At 63.7% G+C, this 24618-nt stretch carries 22 protein-coding genes; 10 read left to right on the top strand and 12 right to left on the bottom strand.

What is annotated here, in order from left to right; all coding sequences use genetic code 11:
* Positions 1–50 precede the first annotated feature (50 nt).
* The 3 genes from FHX11_RS21955 (at position 51) to FHX11_RS21945 (ending at position 3109) form a co-directional block, all read left to right on the top strand.
* Positions 51–1661 (top strand): phosphoenolpyruvate carboxykinase, encoded by a 1611-nt coding sequence (locus tag FHX11_RS21955; protein WP_184360778.1) that lies wholly within the window; start codon positions 51–53, stop codon positions 1659–1661.
* Positions 1662–1783: 122 nt separating this feature from the next.
* Positions 1784–2218 carry an alternative ribosome rescue aminoacyl-tRNA hydrolase ArfB gene (arfB, locus tag FHX11_RS21950; RefSeq protein WP_184360775.1) on the top strand — a complete coding sequence of 145 codons (435 nt, stop codon included), beginning with the start codon at positions 1784–1786 and terminating at the stop codon, positions 2216–2218.
* Positions 2219–2500: 282 nt separating this feature from the next.
* Positions 2501–3109: an alpha-ketoglutarate-dependent dioxygenase AlkB gene (locus tag FHX11_RS21945; RefSeq protein ID WP_184360772.1), complete on the top strand. Its 609-nt coding sequence runs from the start codon at positions 2501–2503 to the stop codon at positions 3107–3109.
* A gap of 15 nt (positions 3110–3124) precedes the next feature.
* Here FHX11_RS21945 and coaA read toward each other — a convergent pair whose 3' ends face one another.
* Genes coaA through hisB form a run of 7 tightly spaced genes read right to left on the bottom strand, consistent with a single transcriptional unit; the run spans position 3125 to position 7784 of the window.
* On the bottom strand, positions 3125–4120 hold the full coding sequence (coaA, locus tag FHX11_RS21940; protein ID WP_184360769.1) for a type I pantothenate kinase: 996 nt from the start codon (positions 4118–4120) through the stop codon (positions 3125–3127).
* A gap of 6 nt (positions 4121–4126) precedes the next feature.
* Complete coding sequence (locus tag FHX11_RS21935) at positions 4127–4441, bottom strand: phosphoribosyl-ATP diphosphatase (protein WP_184360767.1); 315 nt, start codon at positions 4439–4441, stop codon at positions 4127–4129.
* Positions 4442–4456: 15 nt separating this feature from the next.
* On the bottom strand, positions 4457–5245 hold the full coding sequence (gene hisF / locus FHX11_RS21930; RefSeq protein WP_184360764.1) for an imidazole glycerol phosphate synthase subunit HisF: 789 nt from the start codon (positions 5243–5245) through the stop codon (positions 4457–4459).
* Positions 5242–5991, bottom strand: coding sequence for a 1-(5-phosphoribosyl)-5-[(5-phosphoribosylamino)methylideneamino]imidazole-4-carboxamide isomerase (hisA, locus tag FHX11_RS21925; protein WP_184360761.1), 750 nt, complete (start codon positions 5989–5991; stop codon positions 5242–5244). Before hisA ends, hisF begins: the two co-directional genes overlap by 4 nt.
* 25 nt (positions 5992–6016) lie before the next feature.
* Positions 6017–6667, bottom strand: coding sequence for an imidazole glycerol phosphate synthase subunit HisH (gene hisH, locus FHX11_RS21920; protein WP_184360759.1), 651 nt, complete (start codon positions 6665–6667; stop codon positions 6017–6019).
* Between the two features lie 2 nt (positions 6668–6669).
* On the bottom strand, positions 6670–7152 hold the full coding sequence (locus FHX11_RS21915; RefSeq protein WP_184360756.1) for a DUF2628 domain-containing protein: 483 nt from the start codon (positions 7150–7152) through the stop codon (positions 6670–6672).
* 23 nt (positions 7153–7175) lie between these two features.
* On the bottom strand, positions 7176–7784 hold the full coding sequence (gene hisB, locus FHX11_RS21910) for an imidazoleglycerol-phosphate dehydratase HisB (RefSeq protein ID WP_015338215.1): 609 nt from the start codon (positions 7782–7784) through the stop codon (positions 7176–7178).
* Positions 7785–7999: 215 nt separating this feature from the next.
* On the opposite strand from hisB, the gene hslV reads away from it, so the two are divergent.
* The 6 genes from hslV (at position 8000) to FHX11_RS21880 (ending at position 17194) form a co-directional block, all read left to right on the top strand.
* Positions 8000–8527 (top strand): ATP-dependent protease subunit HslV, encoded by a 528-nt coding sequence (hslV, locus tag FHX11_RS21905; protein ID WP_184360753.1) that lies wholly within the window; start codon positions 8000–8002, stop codon positions 8525–8527.
* A 47-nt stretch (positions 8528–8574) separates the two neighbouring features.
* Positions 8575–9885 (top strand): ATP-dependent protease ATPase subunit HslU, encoded by a 1311-nt coding sequence (gene hslU, locus FHX11_RS21900; RefSeq protein ID WP_184360750.1) that lies wholly within the window; start codon positions 8575–8577, stop codon positions 9883–9885.
* Between the two features lie 169 nt (positions 9886–10054).
* Positions 10055–11008 carry a DUF1402 family protein gene (locus FHX11_RS21895; protein WP_184360747.1) on the top strand — a complete coding sequence of 318 codons (954 nt, stop codon included), beginning with the start codon at positions 10055–10057 and terminating at the stop codon, positions 11006–11008.
* A gap of 147 nt (positions 11009–11155) precedes the next feature.
* Positions 11156–12550 (top strand): cytochrome P450, encoded by a 1395-nt coding sequence (locus FHX11_RS21890; protein ID WP_184360744.1) that lies wholly within the window; start codon positions 11156–11158, stop codon positions 12548–12550.
* A gap of 353 nt (positions 12551–12903) precedes the next feature.
* Positions 12904–14907 (top strand): hydantoinase/oxoprolinase family protein, encoded by a 2004-nt coding sequence (locus tag FHX11_RS21885; RefSeq protein ID WP_184360741.1) that lies wholly within the window; start codon positions 12904–12906, stop codon positions 14905–14907.
* A gap of 118 nt (positions 14908–15025) precedes the next feature.
* Positions 15026–17194 (top strand): malate synthase G, encoded by a 2169-nt coding sequence (locus FHX11_RS21880; protein WP_184360737.1) that lies wholly within the window; start codon positions 15026–15028, stop codon positions 17192–17194.
* Between the two features lie 263 nt (positions 17195–17457).
* Here FHX11_RS21880 and FHX11_RS21875 read toward each other — a convergent pair whose 3' ends face one another.
* Complete coding sequence (locus tag FHX11_RS21875; RefSeq protein ID WP_184360735.1) at positions 17458–18132, bottom strand: L,D-transpeptidase; 675 nt, start codon at positions 18130–18132, stop codon at positions 17458–17460.
* A gap of 180 nt (positions 18133–18312) precedes the next feature.
* Between FHX11_RS21875 and FHX11_RS21870 the strand changes: the two genes are divergently transcribed.
* Positions 18313–18804, top strand: a complete 492-nt coding sequence (locus tag FHX11_RS21870; RefSeq protein WP_184360732.1) for an MmcB family DNA repair protein — start codon at positions 18313–18315, stop codon at positions 18802–18804.
* A 3-nt stretch (positions 18805–18807) separates the two neighbouring features.
* Here the strand turns inward: FHX11_RS21870 and FHX11_RS21865 are convergent, their stop codons facing one another.
* The 4 genes from FHX11_RS21865 to FHX11_RS21850 form a co-directional block, all read right to left on the bottom strand.
* Positions 18808–19395 carry an ActR/PrrA/RegA family redox response regulator transcription factor gene (locus FHX11_RS21865; protein WP_184361555.1) on the bottom strand — a complete coding sequence of 196 codons (588 nt, stop codon included), beginning with the start codon at positions 19393–19395 and terminating at the stop codon, positions 18808–18810.
* A gap of 73 nt (positions 19396–19468) precedes the next feature.
* Positions 19469–20776 (bottom strand): ActS/PrrB/RegB family redox-sensitive histidine kinase, encoded by a 1308-nt coding sequence (locus FHX11_RS21860; RefSeq protein ID WP_184360729.1) that lies wholly within the window; start codon positions 20774–20776, stop codon positions 19469–19471.
* A gap of 32 nt (positions 20777–20808) precedes the next feature.
* A complete protein-coding gene (gene hrpB, locus FHX11_RS21855) occupies positions 20809–23277 on the bottom strand; it encodes an ATP-dependent helicase HrpB (RefSeq protein ID WP_184361552.1) in 2469 nt (822 codons plus the stop codon).
* Positions 23278–23282: 5 nt separating this feature from the next.
* On the bottom strand, positions 23283–24233 hold the full coding sequence (locus FHX11_RS21850) for an ornithine cyclodeaminase family protein (RefSeq protein ID WP_184360726.1): 951 nt from the start codon (positions 24231–24233) through the stop codon (positions 23283–23285).
* Positions 24234–24618: the final 385 nt, after the last annotated feature.

Raw genomic sequence — 24618 nt, 5'->3', positions numbered from 1 at the left:
TAGGCTCCCTTCAGTACCAACGGCCGACGGCCTTGTAGAGGAATGAAGCGATGGAGCAATTCGGCGTCCGTAATCCCGCAATCGAACTCGAATCGATCGGCCTGGGAGCCGCCGCCAGCGTGCGTTACAACCTCCTGGAGGCTCATCTCTATGAGGAGGCGATTCGTCGGCGCGAAGCCGATCTGACCGCCGATGGCGCGCTGCGGGCCCTGACCGGCCAGCATACCGGCCGTTCGCCGAAGGATAAATTCGTCGTCCGCAACGCCGTGACCGAAGACCAGATCTGGTGGGACAACAACAAACCGATGTCGCCGGAGCATTTCGCGCTGCTGCACAAGGACATGCTGGCGCATGTACAGGGCAAGGATCTGTTCGTTCAGGACCTGATCGGCGGCGCCGACCGCGATTATGCCCTGCCGACACGGGTCATCACCGAATTCGCCTGGCATTCGCTGTTCATCCGCAACCTGCTCATTCGTCCGGAGCGCTCGGCGCTGGAAAGCTTCGTGCCGAAGCTGACGATCATCGATCTTCCGAGCTTCCGCGCCGATCCCGAGCGTCATGGCTGCCGCACGGAAACCGTGATCGCCTGCGATCTCGTCAACGGCATCGTCCTGATCGGCGGCACATCCTATGCCGGCGAGATGAAGAAATCGGTCTTCACCGTGCTGAACTACCTGTTGCCGGAGCGCGGCGTCATGCCGATGCACTGCTCGGCCAATGTCGGCCCGGATGGCGACGCGGCGATCTTCTTCGGCCTGTCGGGCACCGGCAAGACGACGCTGTCGGCCGATCCGACCCGCACGCTGATCGGCGACGACGAGCATGGCTGGGGCGAAAACGGCATCTTCAATTTCGAAGGCGGCTGCTACGCCAAGACCATCCGCCTGTCGGCCGAGGCCGAGCCGGAAATCTACGCCACCACCCGTCGCTTCGGCACCGTGCTGGAAAATGTCGTGCTTGACGAGCATGGCACGCCGGACCTCGACGACGGCTCGCTGACGGAGAACACCCGCAGCGCCTATCCGCTGCATTTCATTCCGAATGCTTCCGAATCCGGCATGACCGGCCATCCGGAAACGATCATCATGCTGACCGCCGATGCCTTCGGCGTCATGCCGCCGATCGCCAGGCTGACGCCGGAACAGGCCATGTACCACTTCCTCTCCGGCTACACCGCCAAGGTCGCGGGCACGGAAAAGGGCGTCGTCGAGCCGGAAGCCACTTTCTCGACCTGCTTCGGCGCTCCCTTCATGCCGCGCCATCCGACCGAATACGGCAATCTGCTCAAGGAGCTGATCGCCCGCCACGATGCCGGCTGCTGGCTCGTCAACACCGGCTGGACCGGCGGCGCCTACGGCACGGGCCGGCGCATGCCGATCAAGGCGACGCGCGCCTTGCTCGCCGCCGCCCTGAAGGGTGACCTCGACGATGTCGAGTTCCGCATCGACCCGAATTTCGGCTTTGCGGTGCCGGTCGCGGTCGAAGGTGTCGATAGCGCCATCCTCGATCCACGTTCCACCTGGGCGGACGGCCAGGCCTATGACGCGCAGGCGGCGAAGCTGGTGCAGATGTTCGTATCCAACTTCGCCAAGTTCGAGGACCATGTCGACGGCAACGTCCGCGACGCGGCCCCGGGATTGCGCGCCGCGGCGGAATAATCGGCCGCATCGCATTGATGACTCACGTGAAACCCCGGCGGCTTGTCTGCAGGGGTTTCATTTTGCTGCCGTGCTGTTTTCAACCGCGCTCCAATATGGGATAGACAGGCGCGGAGAGAACCATGGCCAGCGACGCGCTTTACATCAACGACCGGATCACCATTGCCGGCTGGGAACTGACGGAACAATTCGTTCTGGCGGGCGGTCCCGGCGGGCAGAATGTCAACAAGGTCGCGACCGCGGTTCAGCTTTTTTTCAATGTGCAGAATTCGCCGTCGCTCAACGATCGCGTCAAGGCCAATACTGTCAGGCTCGCCGGCCGGCGCGTCTCCAAGGACGGCGTGCTGATGATCGAGGCCAGCCGCTTCCGCAGCCAGGACCGCAATCGCGAGGATGCGCGCGAGCGGCTGAAGGAACTGATCCTCGAAGCTGCCGCCCCGCCACCGCCGCCGCGCAAGAAGACCAGGCCGACCAAAGGCTCGATCGAACGCCGATTGAAGGAGAAATCCGGGCGCTCCGAGGTCAAGAAGATGCGCGGCAAGGTGGGCGGCGACTAGGTTTTCGGGCTGCGTTTTGGCTTGGCTAGATTATTTTTGCGTTTATCGGAGAGGGTGGTTTCTGCGGCAGCCCCCTCACCCTAGCCCTCTCCCCGAGGGGAGAGGGGACGACTATCGTAGCCGCCCCGGTTTCTTGGCGAAAAGGCCGCCATCTCCTTCTCCCCTCGGGGAGAAGGTGCCCGATAGGGCGGATGAGGGGGGGTAGCTATGGAGAGCAGAAACTGCCTAAGCCATTCGTGTAGCGATAGCATAACCTGACCGGTACATTGCAGGAACATATCGATGCTTCTCCCCAACGGAATTCGCCATCTCCCCGGCTATCTCGACCGCCCTCAGCAAGAGGCACTGGTCGAGGCCATCCGCACCGTCGTCGCCACTTCGCCGCTCTATACGCCGGTCATGCCCGGCACCGGCAAGGAGATGTCGGTGCGGATGACCAATTGCGGTTCGCTCGGCTGGGTGACGGACAAGCAGCGCGGCTATCGCTATCAGCCGACCCATCCCGTCACCGGCCAGGCATGGCCGGCCATGCCGCCGCAATTGTTGGAGCTGTGGATGAACATAGCTGGCTATGAAAAGCCGCCGGAGGCTTGCCTGGTGAATTTCTATGGCGACGATGCCCGCATGGGCCTGCACCAGGATCGCGACGAGCAGGACCTCAATGCGCCGGTGCTGTCGATCTCGCTCGGCAATAGTTGCCTCTTCCGCGTCGGCGGCCTCAACCGTAATGATCGCACGCTATCCTTCAAGCTTGCGAGCGGCGACATCGTCGTGCTTGGCGGCGAGGGCAGGCTCTGCTTCCACGGCGTGGATCGCATCCACCCGGCCACCTCGACCCTCCTCAAAAGCGGCGGCCGTATAAACCTGACATTAAGGCGCGTGAACCTCTGAACTCCTGAAACGGGATCAGAGCTTCCTGAGCGCCACCTGCTCGATCAGATGGTTCTTGCCCTTGCGCAGGATCAGGTCGGCGCGCGGGCGCGTCGGCAGGATGTTCTGGCGCAGGTTCTTCAGGTTGATGTTCTTCCAGAGGCCCTCGGCGATCGCCAGCGCCTCACTCTCGGTGATCGAAGCGTAGCGGTGGAAGAAGGAGTGCGGGTCGCGGAAGGCGGTTTCGCGCAGGCGCATGAAACGGGTGACGTACCAATTGTGGATCAGATCCTCGTCCGCGTCGATATAGATCGAGAAATCGAAGAAATCCGACACCATCGGCACGATCTTGCCGTCGGCCGGCAAATGCCGCGATTGCAGCACGTTGATGCCCTCAAAGATCAGGATGTCGGGGCGGTCGACGGTCTTGTATTCGTTCGGCAGCACGTCATAGACGAGGTGCGAATAGCAGGGCGCCTTGACGTCAGGTTGTCCCGCCTTGATCGCCGATAGGAAGCGCAGCAGGGCGGCGGTATCGTAGCTTTCCGGAAAACCCTTGCGCTGCATCAGGTTGCGGCGCTGCAATTCGGCATTCGGATAGAGAAAGCCGTCGGTGGTGATCAGGTCGACCTTCGGGCTCGACGGCCAGCGGCCGAGCAGTTCTTTCAGGATACGCGCCGTGGTCGACTTACCGACGGCGACCGAGCCGGCGATGCCGATGACGAAGGGCGTCTTGGCGACGCCGTTGAGGCTGAGGAAGCGGTTGCGCTGCTCGAACAGGATCTGCGAGGATTCGACATGCGAGGACAGCAGGCGCGACAGCGACAGATAGATGCGTCGGACCTCGTCGAGATCGATCGGGTCGCCCATCGAGCGCAGCCGCGTCACTTCGTCGGCGGTGAGCGTCAATGGCGTATCGGCCCGGAATTTCGCCCATTCCTCCGTGGAGAAGAAATAATAGGGCGAATAGGCTTTCGCCTGGAAAATATCGAGCGTCTCGGGCGCCGGCGGGGTTTTGGTCGCTATTGTCATCGCGTTCTACCGGCTCGCCTTCTCCTGAAGGCCGGATTGAGCGGTGCGCCTTTCGAGCTCACCCATGACATTCTGCAACGGAATGCCCGCGATCTTCAATACCACCATGAGATGATACAGCAAATCGGCGGCCTCGTAGGTGAGGTTGTCGCGGTCGTTGGTCACCGCTGCCATCACCGCCTCGATCGCCTCTTCGCCGAGCTTCTTCGCCGCCTTCGGCTGGCCGGCGGCGCAAAGCTTTGCCGTCCAGGATTCTTCCGGTGACGCCTTGGAGCGCTCGTCGACGATCCGTTCGAGGTCGGAAAGGGTAAATCCGCTCATCCGTCCTGCTCCTCCCTAGTCGAGCCGCATGGCGATGCCATGCTCGGCCATATACCGTTTTGCCTCGCCGACCGAATAGGTGCCGAAGTGGAAGATCGAGGCCGCAAGTACGGCCGTCGCATGACCTTCCCTGACGCCGGCGACGAGATCATCGAGATCGCCGACGCCGCCCGAGGCGATGACGGGCACGCGCACCGCATCGGCGATCGCCCGCGTCAGCTCCAGATCGTAGCCGACCTTGGTGCCGTCGCGGTCCATCGAGGTGACGAGCAGCTCGCCGGCGCCGCGCTCGACCATCTTGCGGGCGAAATCGACGGCGTCGATGCCGGTCGCGTTGCGGCCGCCATGGGTATAGATCTCCCAGGCGCTCAGATTGTCGCCGCCGAGCGCCTCGGTTCGCCGCCGCTTGGCGTCGATCGACACGACGATGCACTGATTGCCGAACTTGTCGGCGGCTTCGGCGACGAAATCCGGATTGTTCACCGCCGCCGAGTTGATCGACACCTTGTCGGCGCCGCAGAGCAGCAGCTTGCGGATATCGGCGATGGTGCGCACGCCGCCGCCGACCGTCACTGGCATGAAGCATTGCTCGGCGGTGCGGGCGACGACATCGAAGATGGTGTCGCGATTGTCCGACGAGGCGGTGATGTCGAGAAAGCAGAGTTCGTCTGCGCCGGCGGCGTCATAGGCCTTGGCGGCCTCGACCGGATCGCCGGCATCGACGAGATTGACGAAGTTGACGCCCTTGACGACACGGCCGTCCTTGACGTCGAGGCAGGGGATGACGCGGGCTTTCAGTGTCATTGCGCGATCTCCTTCCCCTTGGCCGCCTTGATCAGCGCCAGGGCCTCCTTCGGATCGATCCGGCCATCATAAAGCGCGCGGCCGGAAATCGCACCCTCAAGTTTGCGGGCATCGGGCTCGACCATGCGGCGGATATCGTCCAGCGAGGCCAGCCCGCCGGAGGCGATGACCGGGATGGAGACGGCATCGGCCAGTTCCAGCGTCGAAGCCCAGTTGATGCCGGTCAGAATCCCGTCGCGGTCGATATCGGTATAGATGATCGCGGCGACGCCGGCGCCTTCGAACTTTTTCGCCAGCTCGATGACGCCGAGTTCGGAGGCTTCCGCCCAGCCCTCGACCGCCACCTTGCCACCCTTGGCGTCGATGCCGACGGCCACGCGACCCGGAAATTTTTTGCAGGCTTCGATGACCAGCGCCGGATCGCGCACGGCGACGGTGCCGAGGATGACGCGGGTGAGCCCGCGTGCCAGCCAGTTTTCGATATGATCGAGCGTGCGGATGCCGCCGCCGAGCTGCACCGGGTTCTTTGTCGCCTTCAGAATGGCGTCGACAGCGGCGCCATTAACGGTCTCGCCGGCGAAGGCGCCGTTGAGATCGACGACATGTAGCCATTCGAAGCCCTGGTCTTCAAAGGCCTTGGCCTGGGCGCCGGGGTCGGGATTGTAGACCGTCGCCTGGTTCATGTCGCCGAGTTTCAGGCGCACGCACTGGCCGTCCTTGAGGTCGATGGCGGGGAAAAGGATCATGGTTTCTGTCCTCGAAGCGCGAGCCTTACGGCTTCCAGCGCAGGAAATTGGCAATGAGGGCGAGGCCGAGCTTCTGGCTCTTTTCCGGATGGAACTGCGCGCCGGCGATATTGTCGCGGCCAACGAAAGCGGTCATCGGCCCGCCGTAACTGGTCGTTGCGATGACATCGTCGGCATGGTCGGCGGCCAGATGGTAGGAATGCACGAAATAGGCATGCAGCCCGTCCGGCCCGGTCGGAATACCATCGAAGAGCGCGTGCGGATGCCTCAGATCCAGCGTGTTCCAGCCGATCTGCGGGATCTTCAACGAGGGATCGTCGGGCGTCATCTCCTTGACGTCGCCCTTGATCCAGCCGAACCCCTGCGTGATCGTCTTTTCCAGTCCGCGCGACGACATCAGCTGCATGCCGACGCAGATGCCGAGGAAGGGGCGGGCCTTGTGTTCCACGACGTCGATGACGGCTTCCGCCATGCCGGACACCGCATCGAGCCCGCGGCGGCAATCGGCATAGGCGCCGACGCCCGGAAGCACGATGCGGTCGGCGGTGGCGACGCGCTCGGCGTCGTCGGTGAGATCAATCTCGGCGTCGATGCCGGCTTCGCGGGCGGCGCGTTCGAAGGCTTTGGTGGCCGAGCGCAGATTGCCCGAACCGTAGTCGATAATCGCGACGCGCATATTCAGCGTCCTCCGTCATAGCCGGGAAGACCGAATGTCGATCCGCCGCGGCCGGTATGAATGTTTGAACGGGAAGGAATATCCCAATTATTCGCTTGGATATCCTCTTCCGCCTTCGGCTCGATGCCCGAGAAATGGATCTCCTCGGCCGTCGCCAGATTATGGGCGGAAATCAGACCTTCCGTCTTCCATCCGCGCCCGGCAAGCCCGCGATAGAAGGCATGTTGCCCCTCCAGCGCCGCAAGCATGCGCACGCCGATGATGATCGCGGCACCGGCGGCGAACAGACCCGGCTGGCGCATCAGCCCGAGCCCGACGCCCTGCAGCAGGAAGGCTGCGGCGGCATGCAGCCAGAGGCGGTGGTACAGCATCCAGAGTGTCGGGAACAGAAAAGCCCGCCAGGAAAAGCCGTCGCGGATGAAGCGCGTCCTGTCATCGTCCCTGTCCGCCCCGTCGGGCGGCGTCAAAATCAGATAGCTTGCCATTTCCTCAATTCCCCAAAATGGGGTCAGGCGAGCGTGCCCTTCGTCGAGGGCACACGGCCTGCCTGCCGCGGGTCGATCTCGGTTGCCGTGCGCAGCGCGCGGGCAACGGCCTTGAAGCATGTCTCGGCTATATGGTGATTGTTGGCGCCATAATGGTTGAGGATATGCAAGGTGATGCCGGCATTCTGTGCGAGCGCCTGAAAGAATTCGCGCACCAGCTCGGTGTCGAAGGTGCCGATCTTCGGCGCGCTGAAGGAAACGTTCCAGACGAGGAAGGGCCGGCCGGACAGATCGACGGCGGCCTTCGTCATCGTCTCGTCCATGGCGAGGTCGATCGAGGCATAGCGGGTGATGCCACGCCGGTCGCCCAGCGCCTTGGCGATCGCCTGGCCGATCGCGATGCCGGTATCCTCCACCGCATGGTGATCGTCCACATGCAGGTCGCCCTTGGTGTCGATTTCCATGTCGATCAGCGAATGTCGCGACAGCTGCTCCAGCATATGGTCGAAAAAACCGACGCCCGTCGAAATGGTCGACTTGCCGCTGCCGTCGATGTTGACGGACACGGAGACCGAGGTCTCGTTGGTCTTGCGGGAAACGCTTGCCGTGCGGCTCGCTGCGGTCTCTGCCATGGGCTGCTCCATCAGGAATACGGCCGTTCCTTATCAGGCACATGGGCAAATATCCAGAAGTTAAGTCATGGGCGAACTTCTCCGGCCGGCCTGGCGGCAGCGTTCGTGAACCGGGGAGATTTGCAATCGGCAAAAGCCCTCTTACATAGGTCTCGACGGGGCCGATCTGCGGCCCGGCAGAAAGCCCGCCGAAACGGGGGCAAACAGGTGTTTAAATGACGACAATCGTTACTATTCGAAAAGACGGCAAGGTTGTGATGGCTGGTGATGGCCAGGTGAGCCTTGGCCAGACGGTCATGAAGGGCAATGCCCGCAAGGTTCGCCGCATCGGCAAGGGCGACGTGATCGCCGGTTTCGCCGGCGCGACCGCCGATGCCTTCACGCTGCTGGAGCGGCTTGAAAAGAAGCTCGAACAATATCCCGGCCAGCTGATGCGCGCGGCCGTCGAGCTCGCCAAGGACTGGCGCACGGACAAATATCTGCGCAATCTCGAAGCGATGATGCTGGTTGCCGACAAGAGCGTTACGCTCGCCATCACCGGCAACGGCGATGTGCTCGAGCCGGAACACGGCGCGCTGGCGATCGGCTCCGGCGGCAATTATGCGCTTGCCGCGGCCCGCGCCCTGATGGACAGCGACAAATCCGCAGAGGATGTCGCCCGCCGCGCTCTCGATATCGCCGCCGACATCTGCGTCTATACGAACCACAATGTCGTGGTCGAAACGCTCGACGCCGACGCCTGAGACGTTCCTCTCTTGATAGTTTCTAGCCCTGACAGGGAACATACGAAATGACCACTTTTTCCCCCCGCGAGATCGTTTCCGAACTCGATCGCTATATTGTCGGCCAGCATGAGGCCAAGCGCGCCGTGGCGATCGCGCTGCGCAATCGCTGGCGCCGTCAGCAGCTCGAGCCCGATCTGCGCGACGAAGTCATGCCCAAGAACATCCTGATGATCGGTCCGACCGGCGTCGGCAAGACGGAGATCTCCCGCCGCCTCGCCAAGCTCGCCGGCGCGCCCTTCATCAAGGTGGAAGCCACCAAGTTCACCGAAGTCGGCTATGTCGGCCGCGACGTCGAGCAGATCGTCCGCGATCTCGTCGAAGTCGGCATCGGCCTGGTGCGTGAAAAGAAGCGCGCCGAGGTGCAGGCCAAGGCGCATATGAGCGCCGAGGAGCGCGTGCTCGACGCCCTGGTCGGCGCCACCGCCTCGCCGGCAACGCGCGACAGCTTCCGCAAGAAGCTGCGCGACGGCCAGCTCGACGACAAGGAAATCGACATCGAAGTGGCCGATACCGGCGCCGGCATGCCCGGCGGTTTCGAGATCCCCGGCATGCCCGGTGCCAATATCGGCGTGCTCAACCTGTCGGAAATGTTCGGCAAGGCCATGGGCGGCCGTACGAAGAAGGTACGCACCACGGTCAAGGATTCCTACAAGGAGCTGATCCGCGACGAATCCGACAAGCTGATCGACAACGAGGCGATCCAGCGCGAGGCCGTGCAATCCGCCGAGAATGACGGCATCGTCTTCCTCGACGAGATCGACAAGATCGCCGCCCGCGATGGCGGCATGGGTGCCGGCGTCTCGCGCGAAGGCGTGCAGCGCGACCTGCTGCCGCTTGTGGAAGGCACGACGGTTTCGACCAAGTACGGCCCGGTGAAGACCGACCATATCCTCTTCATCGCCTCCGGCGCCTTCCATGTGTCGAAGCCCTCGGATCTGCTGCCGGAATTGCAGGGCCGCCTGCCGATCCGCGTCGAGCTGAAGCCGCTCAGCAAGGAGGATTTCCGCCGCATCCTGACCGAGCCGGAAGCCAGCCTCATCCGCCAGTACAAGGCGCTGATGGAAACGGAAGACCTGAAGCTCGATTTCACCGACGACGCCATCGACGCCTTGGCCGATGTCGCCGTGCATCTGAACTCCACCGTCGAGAACATCGGTGCCCGCCGTCTGCAGACGGTGATGGAGCGGGTGCTGGACGAAATCTCCTACAATGCCTCGGACCGCGCCGGCGCCTCGGTGACCATCGATGCCGCCTATGTCCGCGAGCACGTCGGCGATCTCGCCACCAATACCGACCTCTCGCGCTTCATCCTGTAGCGCGATGGATGCCGGTATCGGCATCTTGAAATATTAATCACTCGACAGCGGGCCGTTAACTTTTTAGTTAGGGGCCCGTTTCTTTGTGTCGCTTGGCTTTATTCGGCCAAGATTGTCCGTCAGGCAGCCGCATGGAAACACCGGATGAAACTTCGACAGGGCAGCCATCGTGCGACGCATCGTGATCCCCCTTCTTCTGGCGGTTGTCAGCCTTTCCTGGATGCCGGCCCATGCGGGCGCGGCGACCATGGTGCCGCCGGGCAACCGCAATGCCGAGCAGCCCGCCATTCCCGGCGCGTCCGTGCGCCGCACCAAGGGCACGAACTCGACCTTCGACCGCAAGTACCAGAAGGTCCGCGAGCTTCTGGCGTCCGATACCAAGCTGATGTCGAAGATCAAGTCGACGGCGCGCGCCTATGGCATCGATCCGATTCATATCATCGGCGCGCTGGTCGGCGAGCATACCTATAATGTCGACGCCTATGACGGCCTGCAGTCCTACTACGTCAAGGCCGCGTCCTATGCCGGCCAGAGCTTCCGCTTCGCCTATGGCGGCGAAGATGTCGACGATTTCGTCGCCCGGCCGCAATTCGACGCCTGCAAGGGCAAGCGCGATTCCTACAGCCTCTGGACCTGCCGCGAGGACGTTTGGGACAGCGAATTCCGCGGCAAGAAAGTCGACGGCAAATCCTTCCCCGACAATCGTTTCAGCGCCGTGTTCTTCCAGCCCTTCTATGCCGGCCAGACTTTCGGCCTCGGCCAGGTCAATCCGCTGACCGCGCTCGAATTGTCCGATCTTGTCAGCAGCACCTCGGGCGTCGCCAAGCTGGACGAAAAGGATGCCGCCGGCGTCTACAAGGCCATCATGGACCCGGACCTGTCGCTCGCCTTCGTCGCCGCCTCGATCCGCAAGGCGATCGACGATTATCGCTCGATCGCCGGCATGGACATCTCCGCCAATCCGGGCCTGACGGCGACGCTCTACAATGTCGGCAATTCCCGCCAGCGCGCCGCAGCCCTCGCCGCCCGCAACCGTGGCGCCAGCCAACCGGTCTGGCCGGAAGAAAATTACTATGGATGGCTTATCAATGATAAGCTGGGCGATCTGAAGTCGCTGCTCTAGCGATTCCGGGGAAATGCGCAGCGGTTTTCCGTCCGGAATTGCGCCAAAAACAATAGATAGAACAGTTCAGCGATTCCGTGAAACGCTGAACTGTTCTAGACTTCTATACGGTCGGAAAAATAAGGTTTTCGAGGGAGATTTGATCTCATGGACATGATCCCGGAAGCCTTCTCTCCGCCGGCCCCGATCCCGCGCACCGTGCCGCCGTCGCGCCTGACGATCATCCGCACCATCCTGCGCAATCCGCTCGAATTGTGGGGCGAACCGTCCTATACGCTGCCCTGGATTATGACGCGTTTCATTCGCGAGCGCACGTTGATCGTCAACGATCCCGGCCTGATCAAGCATGTGCTGGTCGACAATGCTTCCAATTACCGCATGTCCGATATCCGCCAGCTCATACTCCGGCCGATCCTGCGCGACGGGCTGCTGACGGCGGAAGGGCCGGTGTGGAAGCGGTCGCGCAAGGCCGTCGCGCCGGTCTTCACGCCGCGCCATGCCCAGGGTTTTGCCGGCCAGATGCTGAGCCAGAGCGAGGACTACGTCCGCAAATACGAGGATGTCGGTGGCGACGGCAGGACTTTCGATATTGCTGTCGACATGACCGAACTCACCTTCGCCATCCTTGCCGAGACGCTCTTTTCCGGTGAGATCGTCACGGAAGGCGCCAGTTTCGCCGATGACGTCAACCAGCTGCTGCACCGCATGGGCCGGGTCGATCCCATGGATCTCTTGCGCGCGCCATCCTGGGTGCCGCGCGTCACCCGCATCGGCGGCCAGAAGGTGCTCGATAAGTTTCGCGGCATCGTCCGCGACACCATGAACCTGCGCCTCGACAAGATGCGCCGGGATCGTGCGTCCGCACCCGACGATTTCCTGACGCTGCTTCTGGAGAAGGCCGGCCCCGACGGCCTGACCATGGAGGAGATCGAGGACAATATCCTGACCTTCATCGGCGCCGGCCACGAGACGACGGCCCGCGCGCTGGCCTGGACGCTTTATTGCGTCGCCAATAGCCCGCATATTCGCGAGGCGATGGAAGAGGAAATCGACCGGGTGCTGGCGACCGGCGCCGAGCCCGTCGCCTGGCTCGACCTGATGCCGAATGTCCGCGCCGCTTTCGAGGAGGCGATGCGCCTTTATCCGCCCGCCCCGTCGATCAACCGCGCCTCGATCGCCGACGACGAATGGACGAGCCCACGCGGCGAACGCGTCGAAATCCCGGCCGGCATCACCGTGCTGATCATGCCCTGGACGCTGCACCGCCACGCGCTCTATTGGGACAAGCCGCGCGCCTTCATGCCCGAGCGCTTTCTTCCGGAGAATCGCGGCAGGATCAACCGCTTCCAGTACCTGCCCTTCGGCGCCGGCCCGCGCGTCTGCATCGGCGCCACCTTCGCCCTGCAGGAAGCCGTCATCGCCCTTGCCGTCATGATGCACCGCTTCCGCTTCGATCCGACGGAGGAGACCAATCCCTGGCCGGTGCAGAAGCTGACGACCCAGCCGCAGGGCGGGCTGCCGATGCGGGTGACGAGGCGGTAGGGGACAGATTTTATCCCGCCCTTGGCGGGCGGGAAAGCAATTTCTTAGGATTAGGCGAGGGCTTGTCCCTTGTCTAATGCTTAGAAATTGCAAGGGCGGGGGTAGGTAGGGGCGCACTGTGCTCTGACAGTATTCAATCAAGAAAAGACCCCCTCTCTTGCAATTTCAATAGCTTAGAAATTGCGCCAGGCTTTGAACATGTGGAACTTTCTGTTTCGCAATTCCTAAACCAATGAAATTGCTTTCTCGCCCGCCAAGGGCGAGATAGGCTCCGCGCCTGCCGCTTCGCTCGCGTCCTCGCCGGCCTTGTGGAAGTCCATGATCTTTATCCGCTCCAGAGGTTCTATATCAGCGTGACATCTCATTTCCTGCTCGGCATCGACACGGGTGGAACCTATACCGATGCCGTCCTCTTCCATGAAACCGATGGCGTCATCGCCAAGGCGAAATCGCTGACCACGCGGCATGATCTGGCTGTCGGCATCGCCGGCGCCGTCGATGCGGTCATCGCCGCCTCCGGCATCCCCGTGTCCGCCATCGGCCTCGTCTCGCTGTCGACGACGCTTGCCACCAATGCGCTGGTGGAAGGGCAGGGTGGTCGCGCCGGGTTGGTGATGATCGGCTTCGGTCCCGACGATCTGAAGCGCGATGGCCTAGCCGAGGCGCTGGGCTCCGATCCCGTGCTGTTCCTGCCCGGTGGCCACAACGTCCATGGCAACGAGAACCCGCTTGATCTTACGGCGCTGGAAGAGGCCTTGCCGGAGCTGTCGAAGAGCGTGTCGTCCTTTGCGATCGCCGGCTATTTCGCCGTCAGGAATCCGGCGCATGAAATCCGCGTGCGCGACGCCATTCGCGAGCTGTCCCATCTGCCGGTCACCTGCAGCCACGAGCTTTCCTCCAAACTCGGCGGTCCGCGCCGGGCGCTGACGACGCTGCTCAATGCCCGCCTCGTCTCGATGATCGACCGCTTGGTCGGCGCCTGCGAAGGGTTTCTGGCTCAGCGCGGCATAGCGGCGCCAATGATGGTGGTGCGCGGCGACGGTGCCCTGATTTCGGCCGCCGAGGCCAAGCTTCGCCCGATCGAAACGATCCTCTCCGGTCCGGCGGCAAGCCTGGTCGGCGCGCGCTATCTCACCGGCCTCGACGATGCCGTGGTCTCCGATATCGGCGGCACCACCACCGATGTCGCCGTCATGGAGGAAGGCCGGCCACGGCTCGATGCCGATGGCGCCGTCGTCGGCGGCTATCGAACCATGGTCGAGGCGGTCGCGATGCGCACCTATGGTCTCGGTGGCGATTCGGAAGTGAAGATCAACGATCGCGGCCTCGTTGCCAGCTTCGAGCTTGGGCCGCGCCGCCTGCTGCCGCTCAGCCTGCTTGCCCATGCGCATGGCCAGGCCGTTGTCGGCGTGCTGGAGCAGCAGCTGCGTGCGCCGCATCTCGGCCGCAATGCCGGCCGTTTTGCCGTGCGCACCGGCGTGCCGGACCATCTGGCAAGCGGGCTGACCTCGCTGGAGCAGGCGCTGTTCGACAGGATCGGTACTGCCCCCCTGGCCCTCGACCAGCTTCTGACCGCGACGTCGCAGAAGGCGACGCTGGACCGCTTGGTGGCGCGCGGTCTCGTGCATCTGAGTGGCCTGACGCCGTCGGACGCCATGCATGTGCTCGGCCGGCAAGGTCAGTGGAATGCCGAGGCCGCCCGGCTTGGCCTGGCACTGGCCATGCGGATGAAGGACGGTTCCGGCCGCCCGATCGCCGCTTCGGTGGAAGAATTGGCGCAGAAGATCGTCGACCGCCTGACGCGTCAGTCCGCCGATGTCATCCTTGCCGCCTGTCTGGCCGAGGATGGCGTTGCCGATCTCGATCCGGCCCGATCGATCTCCATCGACCGGGCGCTGCGCCGCGCGCCGGGCATTGCCCGCTTTGCCGTCTCGCTCGACCGCCCGCTGGTCGGCCTCGGCGCCTCGGCGCCGGTCTATTATCCCGCGATCGCGGCGATGCTGGCGAGTGACAGCGCCATTCCAGCCGATTCGGATGTCGCCAATGCCATCGGCGCGGTCGTCGGCCAGATCCGTACCACCGCCACTGTCTTCGTCACCATGCCGGAGGATGGTATCTATGTTCTGAACGGGGCGGGCGAGACCTTGCGGTTTACCGACGAAGAGCGGAGCTTCGCGCTGGCACGCCAGCGCGCGATGGAGGTGGCGATGACACAGGCGCGGCTGAATGGCGCCGTCGATCCGGTCATCGCGCTGGATGAGCAGGTGGATGCGCCGGAGGTCGAGGGCAACCGCAAGCTGGTCGAGGCGCGCTTTGTTGCGACAGCCAGCGGCCGCCCGCGCATCGCAGCCGAGTGATTGTTTCCAGGATTGCATAAATCTTTCGAATTATTGCCAAATTGACGGAGGGCGAAACCATCCGCAAAGTGGCAGCATGTCAGAATTGAGCCGTGCAACGGCCTTGAGGAGTTGAGTTATGAGCCGCATCGAGAAAAACGGGCTTCAGATCGAACCGGTCCTGTATGATTTCCTCGTCAAGGAGGCCCTGCCGGGCTTCGGCGTCGACGCGGATGCCTTCTTTGCCGGCTTGTCGGCGATCGTCCACGACCTCGCCCCGAAGAACCGCGAGCTGCTCGCCAAGCGCGACCAGCTGCAGGAGGCGATAGACGGCTGGTATCGCCAGAACGGCGCGCCGATCGATCTCGCCGCTTACGAAGCCTTCCTGCGCGACATCGGCTACATCATCCCCGAGGGCCCGACCTTCACGGTTTCGACCGCCAATGTCGACCCCGAGATCGCCGAGATCGCCGGCCCGCAGCTCGTCGTCCCGGTCATGAACGCCCGCTATGCGCTGAACGCCGCCAATGCCCGCTGGGGCTCACTCTACGATGCGCTCTACGGCACCGATGCGATCTCCGAAGCCGATGGCGCCGAGAAGGGCCGGGGTTACAATCCGAAGCGCGGCGAGAAGGTTATCGCCTGGGTGCGCGAGTTCCTCGATTCCGCCGTCCCGCTCGCCGGCGCAGGCTGGAAGGATGTCACCGGCCTTGCCGTCAAGAATGGCGCTCTGGCGATTGCAACCAGGAACGGCGCCACGGCGCTCGCCGACGGCAGGCATTTCGCCGGCTATCTCGGCGATGCCGCGGCCCCCTCACATATCCTCCTGAAGAACAACGGCATCCATATCGAGATCGTCATCGATGCCGGCACCGATATCGGCAAGGCCGATCCGGCCCATATTTCCGACGTCCGCCTGGAATCGGCCATCACCACGATCATGGACTGCGAGGATTCCGTTGCCGCCGTCGATGCCGAGGACAAGGTGGTCGTCTATCGCAACTGGCTTGGCCTGATGAAGGGCGACCTGACGGAAGAGGTCGCCAAGGGCGGCAAGACCTTCACACGTCGCCTCAATCCGGATGTCACCTATACCGCGCCCGATGGCTCGACGTTCGACCTGCATTGCCGTTCGCTGATGCTGGTGCGCAACGTCGGCCACCTGATGACCAATCCGGCGATCCTCGACCGCGACGGCAACGAAGTACCGGAGGGCATCATGGATGCCGCCATCACCGGCCTGATCGCGCTTTACGATGTCGGCCCCAATGGCCGCCGCAAGAACTCCCGCGCCGGCTCGATGTATGTCGTCAAGCCGAAGATGCATGGGCCGGAGGAAGTGGCCTTCGCCGTCGAGATCTTCTCGCGCGTCGAAGACCTGCTCGGCATGCCGCGCAACACCATCAAGATGGGCATCATGGACGAGGAGCGCCGCACCACGGTCAACCTCAAGGAAGCCATCCGCGCCGCCAGCGAGCGCGTGGTCTTCATCAACACCGGCTTCCTCGACCGCACCGGCGACGAGATCCATACCTCGATGGAGGCCGGCCCGATGATCCGCAAGGGCGACATGAAGCAGGCCGCCTGGATTGCCGCTTACGAGAACTGGAACGTCGATATCGGCCTGGAATGCGGCCTCTCCGGCCACGCGCAGATCGGTAAGGGCATGTGGGCCATGCCGGACCTGATGGCGGCGATGCTGGAACAGAAGATCGCCCACCCCAAGGCCGGCGCCAACACCGCCTGGGTGCCGTCGCCGACGGCTGCGACGCTGCACGCGACGCATTATCACAAGGTCAATGTCGCCGATGTCCAGCAGGGCCTGAAGAGCCGCGGCCGCGCCAAGCTCTCCGACATTCTCTCGGTGCCCGTTGCGCCGCGCCCGAATTGGACGCCAGAGGAGATCCAGCGCGAGATCGACAACAATTCTCAAGGCATCCTCGGCTATGTCGTCCGCTGGGTCGATCAGGGCGTCGGCTGCTCCAAAGTGCCGGATATCAACGATATCGGCCTGATGGAGGACCGCGCCACGTTGCGCATCTCGGCGCAGCACATGGCCAACTGGCTGCATCACAAGGTCATCACCGAGGCGCAGATCGTCGAAACCATGCAGCGCATGGCAGCTGTCGTCGACCAGCAGAATGCCGGCGACCCGCTCTATGTCGCCATGGCCGGCAATTTCGACGGCTCCGTCGCCTTCCAGGCCGCGCTCGATCTCGTGTTGAAGGGCCGCGAGCAGCCGAACGGCTATACCGAACCGGTCCTGCACCGCCGCCGCATCGAGCTGAAGGCGAAGCAGGCGGGGTAAGCCTGCGCTTGTGACGTTTTGCGGCGAAGAGGCGATGCTTGGCAAGATTCCCTCTCCCCTCGGGGAGAGGGCAGGGTGAGGGGGGGTGCCGCGAGCACGAACTATCCTAGCTCAAGGAATTATTTCTTTGCCGCGCCACCCCCTCATCCGCCCTTCGGGCACCTTCTCCCCGAGGGGAGAAGGAGGACAATATCCAGTTCCCCAAACAAAAAGGCCGCCGGATCGATCTCCGGCGGCCTTTTTTGAATTCCAATACCCAGCGATTACTGGATCACAACGACCTTGGTGCTGTGGCCCGGCAGGACGCGGCTGTAGAGGTCGATGACGTCCTGGTTCATCAGGCGGATGCAGCCCGAGGAAGCGGCGGTGCCGATCGAAGCCCATTCCGGCGTACCGTGCAGGCGGAACAGCGTGTCCTGGCCCTTTTCATTGTAGAGATACATGGCGCGGGCGCCGAGCGGGTTCGAGAGGCCCGGATTCATGCCGCCATCGACATATTTGGCGATGTCCGGACGGCGCACGGCCATTTCCTTCGGCGGATGCCAGGTCGGCCATTCCTGCTTCCAGGCGACATAGGCCGTGCCCGACCAGGCAAAGCCCTGCTTGCCGACGCCGATGCCGTAGCGCATCGCTTCGCCGTTGCCGAGGATATAGTAGAGATGGCGCTCGCGCGTGTTGACGATGATCGTGCCGGCCGCCTCGTCAGACTGGTAGGAAACGATCTGGCGGCGGAACTGCGGCTTCACCTTCTGGATCGGGATCGCCGGCAGCTGGAAACCGTTGTCACTGATCACACCGTAATCGCCGTCGAAGGTCTGGACGGTCTCGGTTGCGGAATTGGCGGTGGCGGGCGACGTGGCTGCGGCGGTGGTGGCGTAGCCAGCCGTGGCAAGCGTTGCGACAAGGCCGAGTGCGGTCATAGCATTGCGGATGCGCATGGAAGTCTCTTGGTAAGTTGTGGCAGGGAACGGGATGGTATTCACCATCTTTGAATATGGTTTATTTTCCATTAAATTTGGCTTTGCAAGCTGGTGCGGTACTACGACAATAGTCCCGCCGCGCAAATTAAAGCGACATGGCTTTTTTGCAACAATTCCCGCTCGCTTCCGAGGTAATTCATGACGATTTTGAGCGTTTACAATAATAATCCGTTAATAGACGGTCGTCAGTCGGAACGGGCTATGCTTGTGCGCAAGGGCATGCAGCGCCTGCTGCACGAGATGCGGCACGCCGTCCTGCCGGAACTGCCGCTCGCCAGCGGCCGCCGCGCCGATCTCATCACCCTCTCCGAGAAGGGCGAGATCTGGATCATCGAGATCAAGACGTCGATCGAGGATTTCCGCGTCGACCGCAAATGGCCGGACTACCGCCAGCATTGCGACCGGCTGTTCTTCGCCACCCACAAGGACGTGCCGCTCGATATCTTCCCGGAGGAGTGCGGGCTTTTCCTGTCCGACGGCTATGGCGCCCACATGATCCGCGAAGCGCCGGAGCATCGCCTGGCGCCGGCGACGCGCAAGTCGGTGACGCTGAATTTCTCCCGCGCCGCCGCCCAGCGGCTGCTCTTGGCCGAATGGGCGACGGGCAAGTCTTTTACAGCCGAAGAATGATGGCTATTTCGGCGCGCGCTTGGCGAGGATGCGCTGCAGCGTGCGGCGATGCATGTTGAGGCGGCGGGCGGTCTCCGAGACGTTGCGCTCGCACATTTCATAGACGCGCTGGATATGTTCCCAGCGCACCCGGTCCGCCGACATCGGATTTTCCGGCACCTCCGCCTTTTCCCCCGGCCGCTGCGTCAGCGCCGCATAGACGTCGTCGGCATCCGCGGGCTTGGCAAGATAATCGAGCGCCCCGAGCTTCACGGCGGTCACCGCCGTCGCGATATTGCCGTAGCCGGTCAAGACGACGATATGGGTGTCGTCGCGCCGCTGCCGGATCGCTTCGATGACCTCCAGGCCGGTGCCGTCGCCGAGGCGCAGATCGACCACGGCGTATTTCGGCGGATTGGCCTTCGATTTGGCGACGCCTTCCGTGACGGATTCGGCGGTCTCCACGGCAAAGCCGCGCGTCTCCATGGCGCGCGCCAGCCGGCGCAGGAAAGGTCCGTCGTCGTCGACGATCAGCAGTGTCGCATCAGGGCCGATATGGGCGGCGACATCCTTGGCCCCCGCATGAGGGTCGGCGAGCTCTCTATCCGTCATCATCTTCATCCCGGCGGCGTACCGCCTGCACAATACAACTGATTTTAACGACCGGTGTTTTAAGCCCTGAAACTTATTTTGTCGAATTACTGTCGATCAAAACGCGCGGCCATTCGACGCGGATGCGGGCGCCCGGCGTCTCCGGATCGCGGTTGCCGAAGGCGAGGTTCGCGCCCGATCGCTCCAGCAGCGTCTTGGCGATGAACAGGCCGAGACCGAGGCCGCCGGCGGTGTCGTCGCGCTGCCGTGTCGTGACATAGGGTTCGCCGATCCGCGTCAGGATCTCGGGTGAATAACCATTGCCGTCGTCCTCGATGACGATCGTCAGCGTCTCGGCGTCGTATTCCACCGTGACGGTCACCTTCTGGCGCGCATAGTCGACGGCGTTTTCGATGAGGTTGCCGAGCCCGTACATGATGCCGGCATTGCGTGACAGTACCGGCTCGCCGGCCCGCGGGCTCTTTTCGATGAGCTCCAGTCCGATGCCGAACTCGCGATGCGGCGCGATCACCTCCTCCATCATCGACGACAGCGTAAGGCGCCGCATATGGGCCTCATCCTCGGAGGACAGCGTCGTCAGCCGCCGCAGGATATCGCGGCAGCGCTCGCTCTGGCTGCGCAGCAGTGCCACATCCTCGCGGAACCGGTCGTCCTGGCTGAGCTCCCGCTCCATCTCCTTGGCGACGACGCTGATGGTCGCAAGCGGCGTGCCGAGCTCGTGGGCGGCGGCCGCCGCCAGCCCGTCGAGCTGCGACAGATGCTTTTCCCGCTGCAAGACCAGCTCCGTCGCCGACAATGCGTCGGCGAGCTGCGATGCTTCCATGGAGACGCGATAGGCATAGAAAGCGGCAAATGCCATGGTCGAGGCGATCGAGCACCAGACGCCGAGCTGCATCACGCTATGCACGTTCACCTCGACGCCGTCGTACCAGGGCAGCGGGAAGGGCGAGAAGGCAAGGCCGGTGATGCAGATCATCGCCAGCACGATCAGCGCCATGCTGTAGCGGATCGGCTGCGAGGCAAAGGAAATGATGACCGGCACGCAGACCAGCGCCGAAAATGGATTGGCGAGCCCGCCGGTGATCAGCAGCAACCCGCAGAGCTGCAAGAGGTCGAGGCCGAGCAGCGCGAAGGCGGCCGGCGGTTCCAGGCGGTGCGTCGGCGGATAGCGCAGCGTCAGGAAGAAGTTGATCCAGGCAAGACAGGCGATCAGCACGCAGCAGGCCAGAAGCGGCATCGGAAATTTCAGCCAGAAGGCGACGATCATCACTGTGACCGTCTGACCACCGACCGCGAGCCAGCGCAGCCGCACCAGCGTCTGCAGCCTCAATCGCCGGCTGCTGTGGTGATCGCCTTGCGGCTTGGTGTCCGCGTCCGCCATCTTGTCCGATCCTTCAAGGAAACTCGCCATTCTCAGGTCCCGCGCGGCTTGGCTCGAGTGGTCGGTGCGGCATCCGCCGGATCTTCCGGCCAGGGATGCCGGGGATAGCGCCCGCGCATGTCGGCGCGCACGTCCTTCCATGATCCCGTCCAGAAGCCGGGCAGGTCGCGCGTCGTCTGGATCGGCCTGTGCGCCGGCGAGGTCAATTCCAGCAGCAGCGGCAGCCTGCCGCCGCCGATCGCCGGATGCTGCTTCAACCCGAACAGTTCCTGAACCCGGATGGTCAGCAACGGTTCCTCGCCATCATATTGGATCGGATGGCGCTGTCCGGTCGGCGCCTCGAAATGCGTCGGCGCCATCCGGCCGAGATCGCGCTGCAGCTCATGCGGCACGAGCGAGATCAATCCGTTGGAGAGGCCGCTGGCGGAAATATCGGAAAGGCCGCGCGCATCCGTCTGGAACGGCGTGAACCAGTCTTCGAGCCGTAAAAGCAGGGCCTCTTCGCTCATATCGGGCCATGGTTCGCCGATCGTCCGGTTGAGAAAGCCGATCCGGTCTCGCAGTTGCGTCGCCTCTTTCGAAAAGGGCAGCACGCCGAGCCCGAGTTCGCGAATGCCCTCGGCCAAGGCTTTCGCCGCCTTTTCCCCCGATGGCCGCGGCAAGGGGGTCTCTTCAAAGATGATGGCACCGAGCCGGGTGACGCGGCGGGCGCGCACCTGCCGGCTCGCTCTGTCGAAGAGGCTCTGGTCTTCGGTGCGGATCTCGCCCGGCAGATGCTCCTCGACGTCGTCACGCGCAATTTCCGCCGCCGCGAGGATGCGGGCCTGCGCAGCCCGGCCGGTCAGGTCGGCGATGACCAGCATCTGCGCGCCGGCCAGGCGTTCCGTCTCCGGCAGTTCTGCGCCGCGCCCGTTCGCCATGACGAAACGGCCGCGGCTGCCGCGCTGCAGGGCGATGCGGTCAGGGAAGGCATGCAGCAGCAGGGAGCCAGCCAGTATGGGCGCGCCGGGCGCTGCATCTCTGTTTCCGCCCGCCGCTGCCGCCAACCTCCCGGCCAGCCGGCGCGATGCCTCGGCTCTTTCGCCTTTTTCCGTCTTGAACCGCCGGAGCCGCTCCTCCAGATCGACGCTCGGCCCGCCCAGCCCCTGTTCCGTCAGCAATACGGCCAGCATCGCCGCCTCCCGCGCCTGGCCGAATTCCGCCGCCGAGATCACCATGGCCGACAGCCGCGGCGGCAGGGCCAGATCGCGCATCAGCCTTCCGCGCGTCGTGAGCCCATTGTCAGCGTCCAATGCACCGAGCTGCCGCAGCAGCGTCCGCGCCTCGGCAAGTGTCGTTGCCGGCGGCTGATCGACGAAGGCAAGCGTGGCCGGATCCTGCACGCCCCAATGGGCCAGATCGAGCGCCAGGCCGGAGAGATCGCTGGAAAGGATCTGCGGCGGCGTGAAGGCCGGCAGCGCGGCCGTCTGGCCGGGATGCCACAGGCGGATGGCGATGCCGGGTTCGGTTCGTCCGGCGCGGCCGGCGCGCTGGTCGGCGGAGGCTCGCGATACCCGCACCGTCTCCAGCCGGGTGATGCCGGTCGATGCCTCGAACACCGGCAGCCGCTGCAGGCCGCTGTCGATGACGATGCGCACGCCGTCGATGGTGATGGAGGTTTCGGCGATCGAGGTCGCCAGCACGATCTTGCGCGTGCCCTTCGGCGCCGGCCGGATCGCCGCGTCCTGCTCTTTCTGGCCGAGATTGCCATAGAGGGGCGCGATCACCGTTTCCGGCCCGAACCGGCCTTCGAGCCGCTCGGCGGTGCGGGTGATCTCCGCCTGTCCGGGCAGGAAGGCGAGGATGGAGCCCTGTTCGCTGGCATGGGCGCCGAGGATCGCCCGCGTCACCGTATCCTCGATCCGCTCGCCGGCCGGCCGATCCTGATGGCGGATATCGATCGGAAAGCTGCGGCCCATGCTTTCGATCACAGGCGGATGGTCGAGCAGGGCTGCGACGCGTTCCACGTCGAGCGTTGCCGACATCACCAGGATGCGCAGGTCGTCGCGCAATGCCGATTGCACGTCGAGCGCCAGCGCCAGGCCGAAATCCGCATCCAGCGAGCGCTCATGGAATTCGTCGAAGATGACGGTGGAGATGCCGGAGAGTTCAGGGTCGTCGAGGATCATCCGCGCGAACACGCCCTCCGTCACCACTTCGATGCGCGTTTTCGCCGAGATGCGATTGTCGAGCCGCATGCGGTAGCCGACGGTATCGCCGACCTCTTCGTCCAGCAGCGACGCCATGCGCGCCGCCGCCGCCCGGGCCGCCAGTCGTCGCGGTTCCAGGAGAATGATCTTGCCGTCGCCGCGCCATGCCTGGCCCAGCAGGTGGAGCGGCACCAGCGTCGTCTTGCCGGCACCCGGCGGGGCCGACAGGACCGCGCGCCGCTCGTGCTCAAGCGCCGTGCCGATATCGGTAAGCACATGCGAGACCGGAAGCTCGGGCAAGGAAGGCGATATGCGTGTCACGCCGGCCGGCCTCGCGCAGATTCATAGGCGAGGATAGCGCCGGCGAGATCCTCCAGCGCCGCGCCCACCGATTTGAACAGGGTGATGTCGTCATCATTCCGACGGCCGGGCCGCGTGCCGCGCACGAGTTCGCTCAATTCGGCACGGATGGCGGCCTCCGCCAATAGGCCGCTCTTCAGCGGCTGCACGATATCGCCGGCCTCCTTCATCGCGCCGGCACGGGTGTCGACGAAAACCTCCGCCCGCCGGATCGCCGTGTCGTCGGCCTCGCGCATGTCCGGCTTGAAGCCGCCGACGAGATCGAGATGGGCGCCGGGCTTCAGCCATTCTCCCTTGATCAGCGGTGTGCTCGACAGCGTGCCGCAGGAAATGATGTCGGCCGTACGGGCGGCCGCTTCCAGATCGGTGACCGTGCCGATCTCGAGGCCCAGCGCCCGTCCTTCATTGGCGATGCGCTCCGCCTTGTCGCGGTCGCGGCCCCATATGCAGATCCGTTTCAGCGCCCGCCCCTCGGCATGCGCCTGGATCAGGTTGAGCGACAGCCGTCCCGTGCCGCAGACCAACAGCTCTTCGGCGTCCATCCGTGCGAGATAGCGCGCCGCCAGCGCCGAGGTGGCGGCCGTGCGCCGCGCGGTCAGCTCGCCGCCGTCGATCACCGCCAGCATCTCACCGGTCTTGCCGGAGGACAGCAGATAGGTGCCGAAGATCGCCGGCAGGGCGCGGGTGGCATTGTCGGGAAAGACGGTGACCATCTTCACGCCCATATAGTCCCCCGGCAGCCAGGCCGGCATCAGAAGCAGGGTCGCGTCGCTTTCGCCGGGAACCTCCATGTCATGATGGTGGCGCACCGGCATGACGCAGTCGCCGGCAAACATCGTGGCGATGGCGTCGATCAGCGCCGGCCAGGCCAGCGCGCTACGTGTCTGCTCTTCACTCAGGACCAGCATCGTTCGCTCCTCTATTGTATGGACTTCTATTAGGTGCTGGGCGGGAAACTGGCAATTGCCGGTACCGGCCGGCGACAAAACGCCTGGTGAAAGGCGGCTCTGCCGCTCCAAGCCTTATTGGGGGAACGGATTCACTGATTGCTCGTAAAATGAATCCGGAAAAGGCCATATAGGAGGACGATTTTCGCCGATATTCAGACGCCATTCAAAAAAGCTTAATAAAAACGGGTAGATATAAAAATGTCAGAATTTTTACGAGAGGTGTGTTGACTTGTCTCTGGGGGTGGGATTATAAGCCGTCTCACTGAACGAGGGCGGCGGCGCTGCTGGCGACGACGACTTTCGCTCTAGTGTTTCCTGAAGAATTGGCTTTGCTGCTGATTGG

The organism is Rhizobium sp. BK602, from assembly GCF_014195095.1.
GTDB lineage: Bacteria > Pseudomonadota > Alphaproteobacteria > Rhizobiales > Rhizobiaceae > Rhizobium.
Note: the sequence above shows the minus strand (reverse complement) of the source record. Positions and strands in the feature narration are given on the sequence as shown.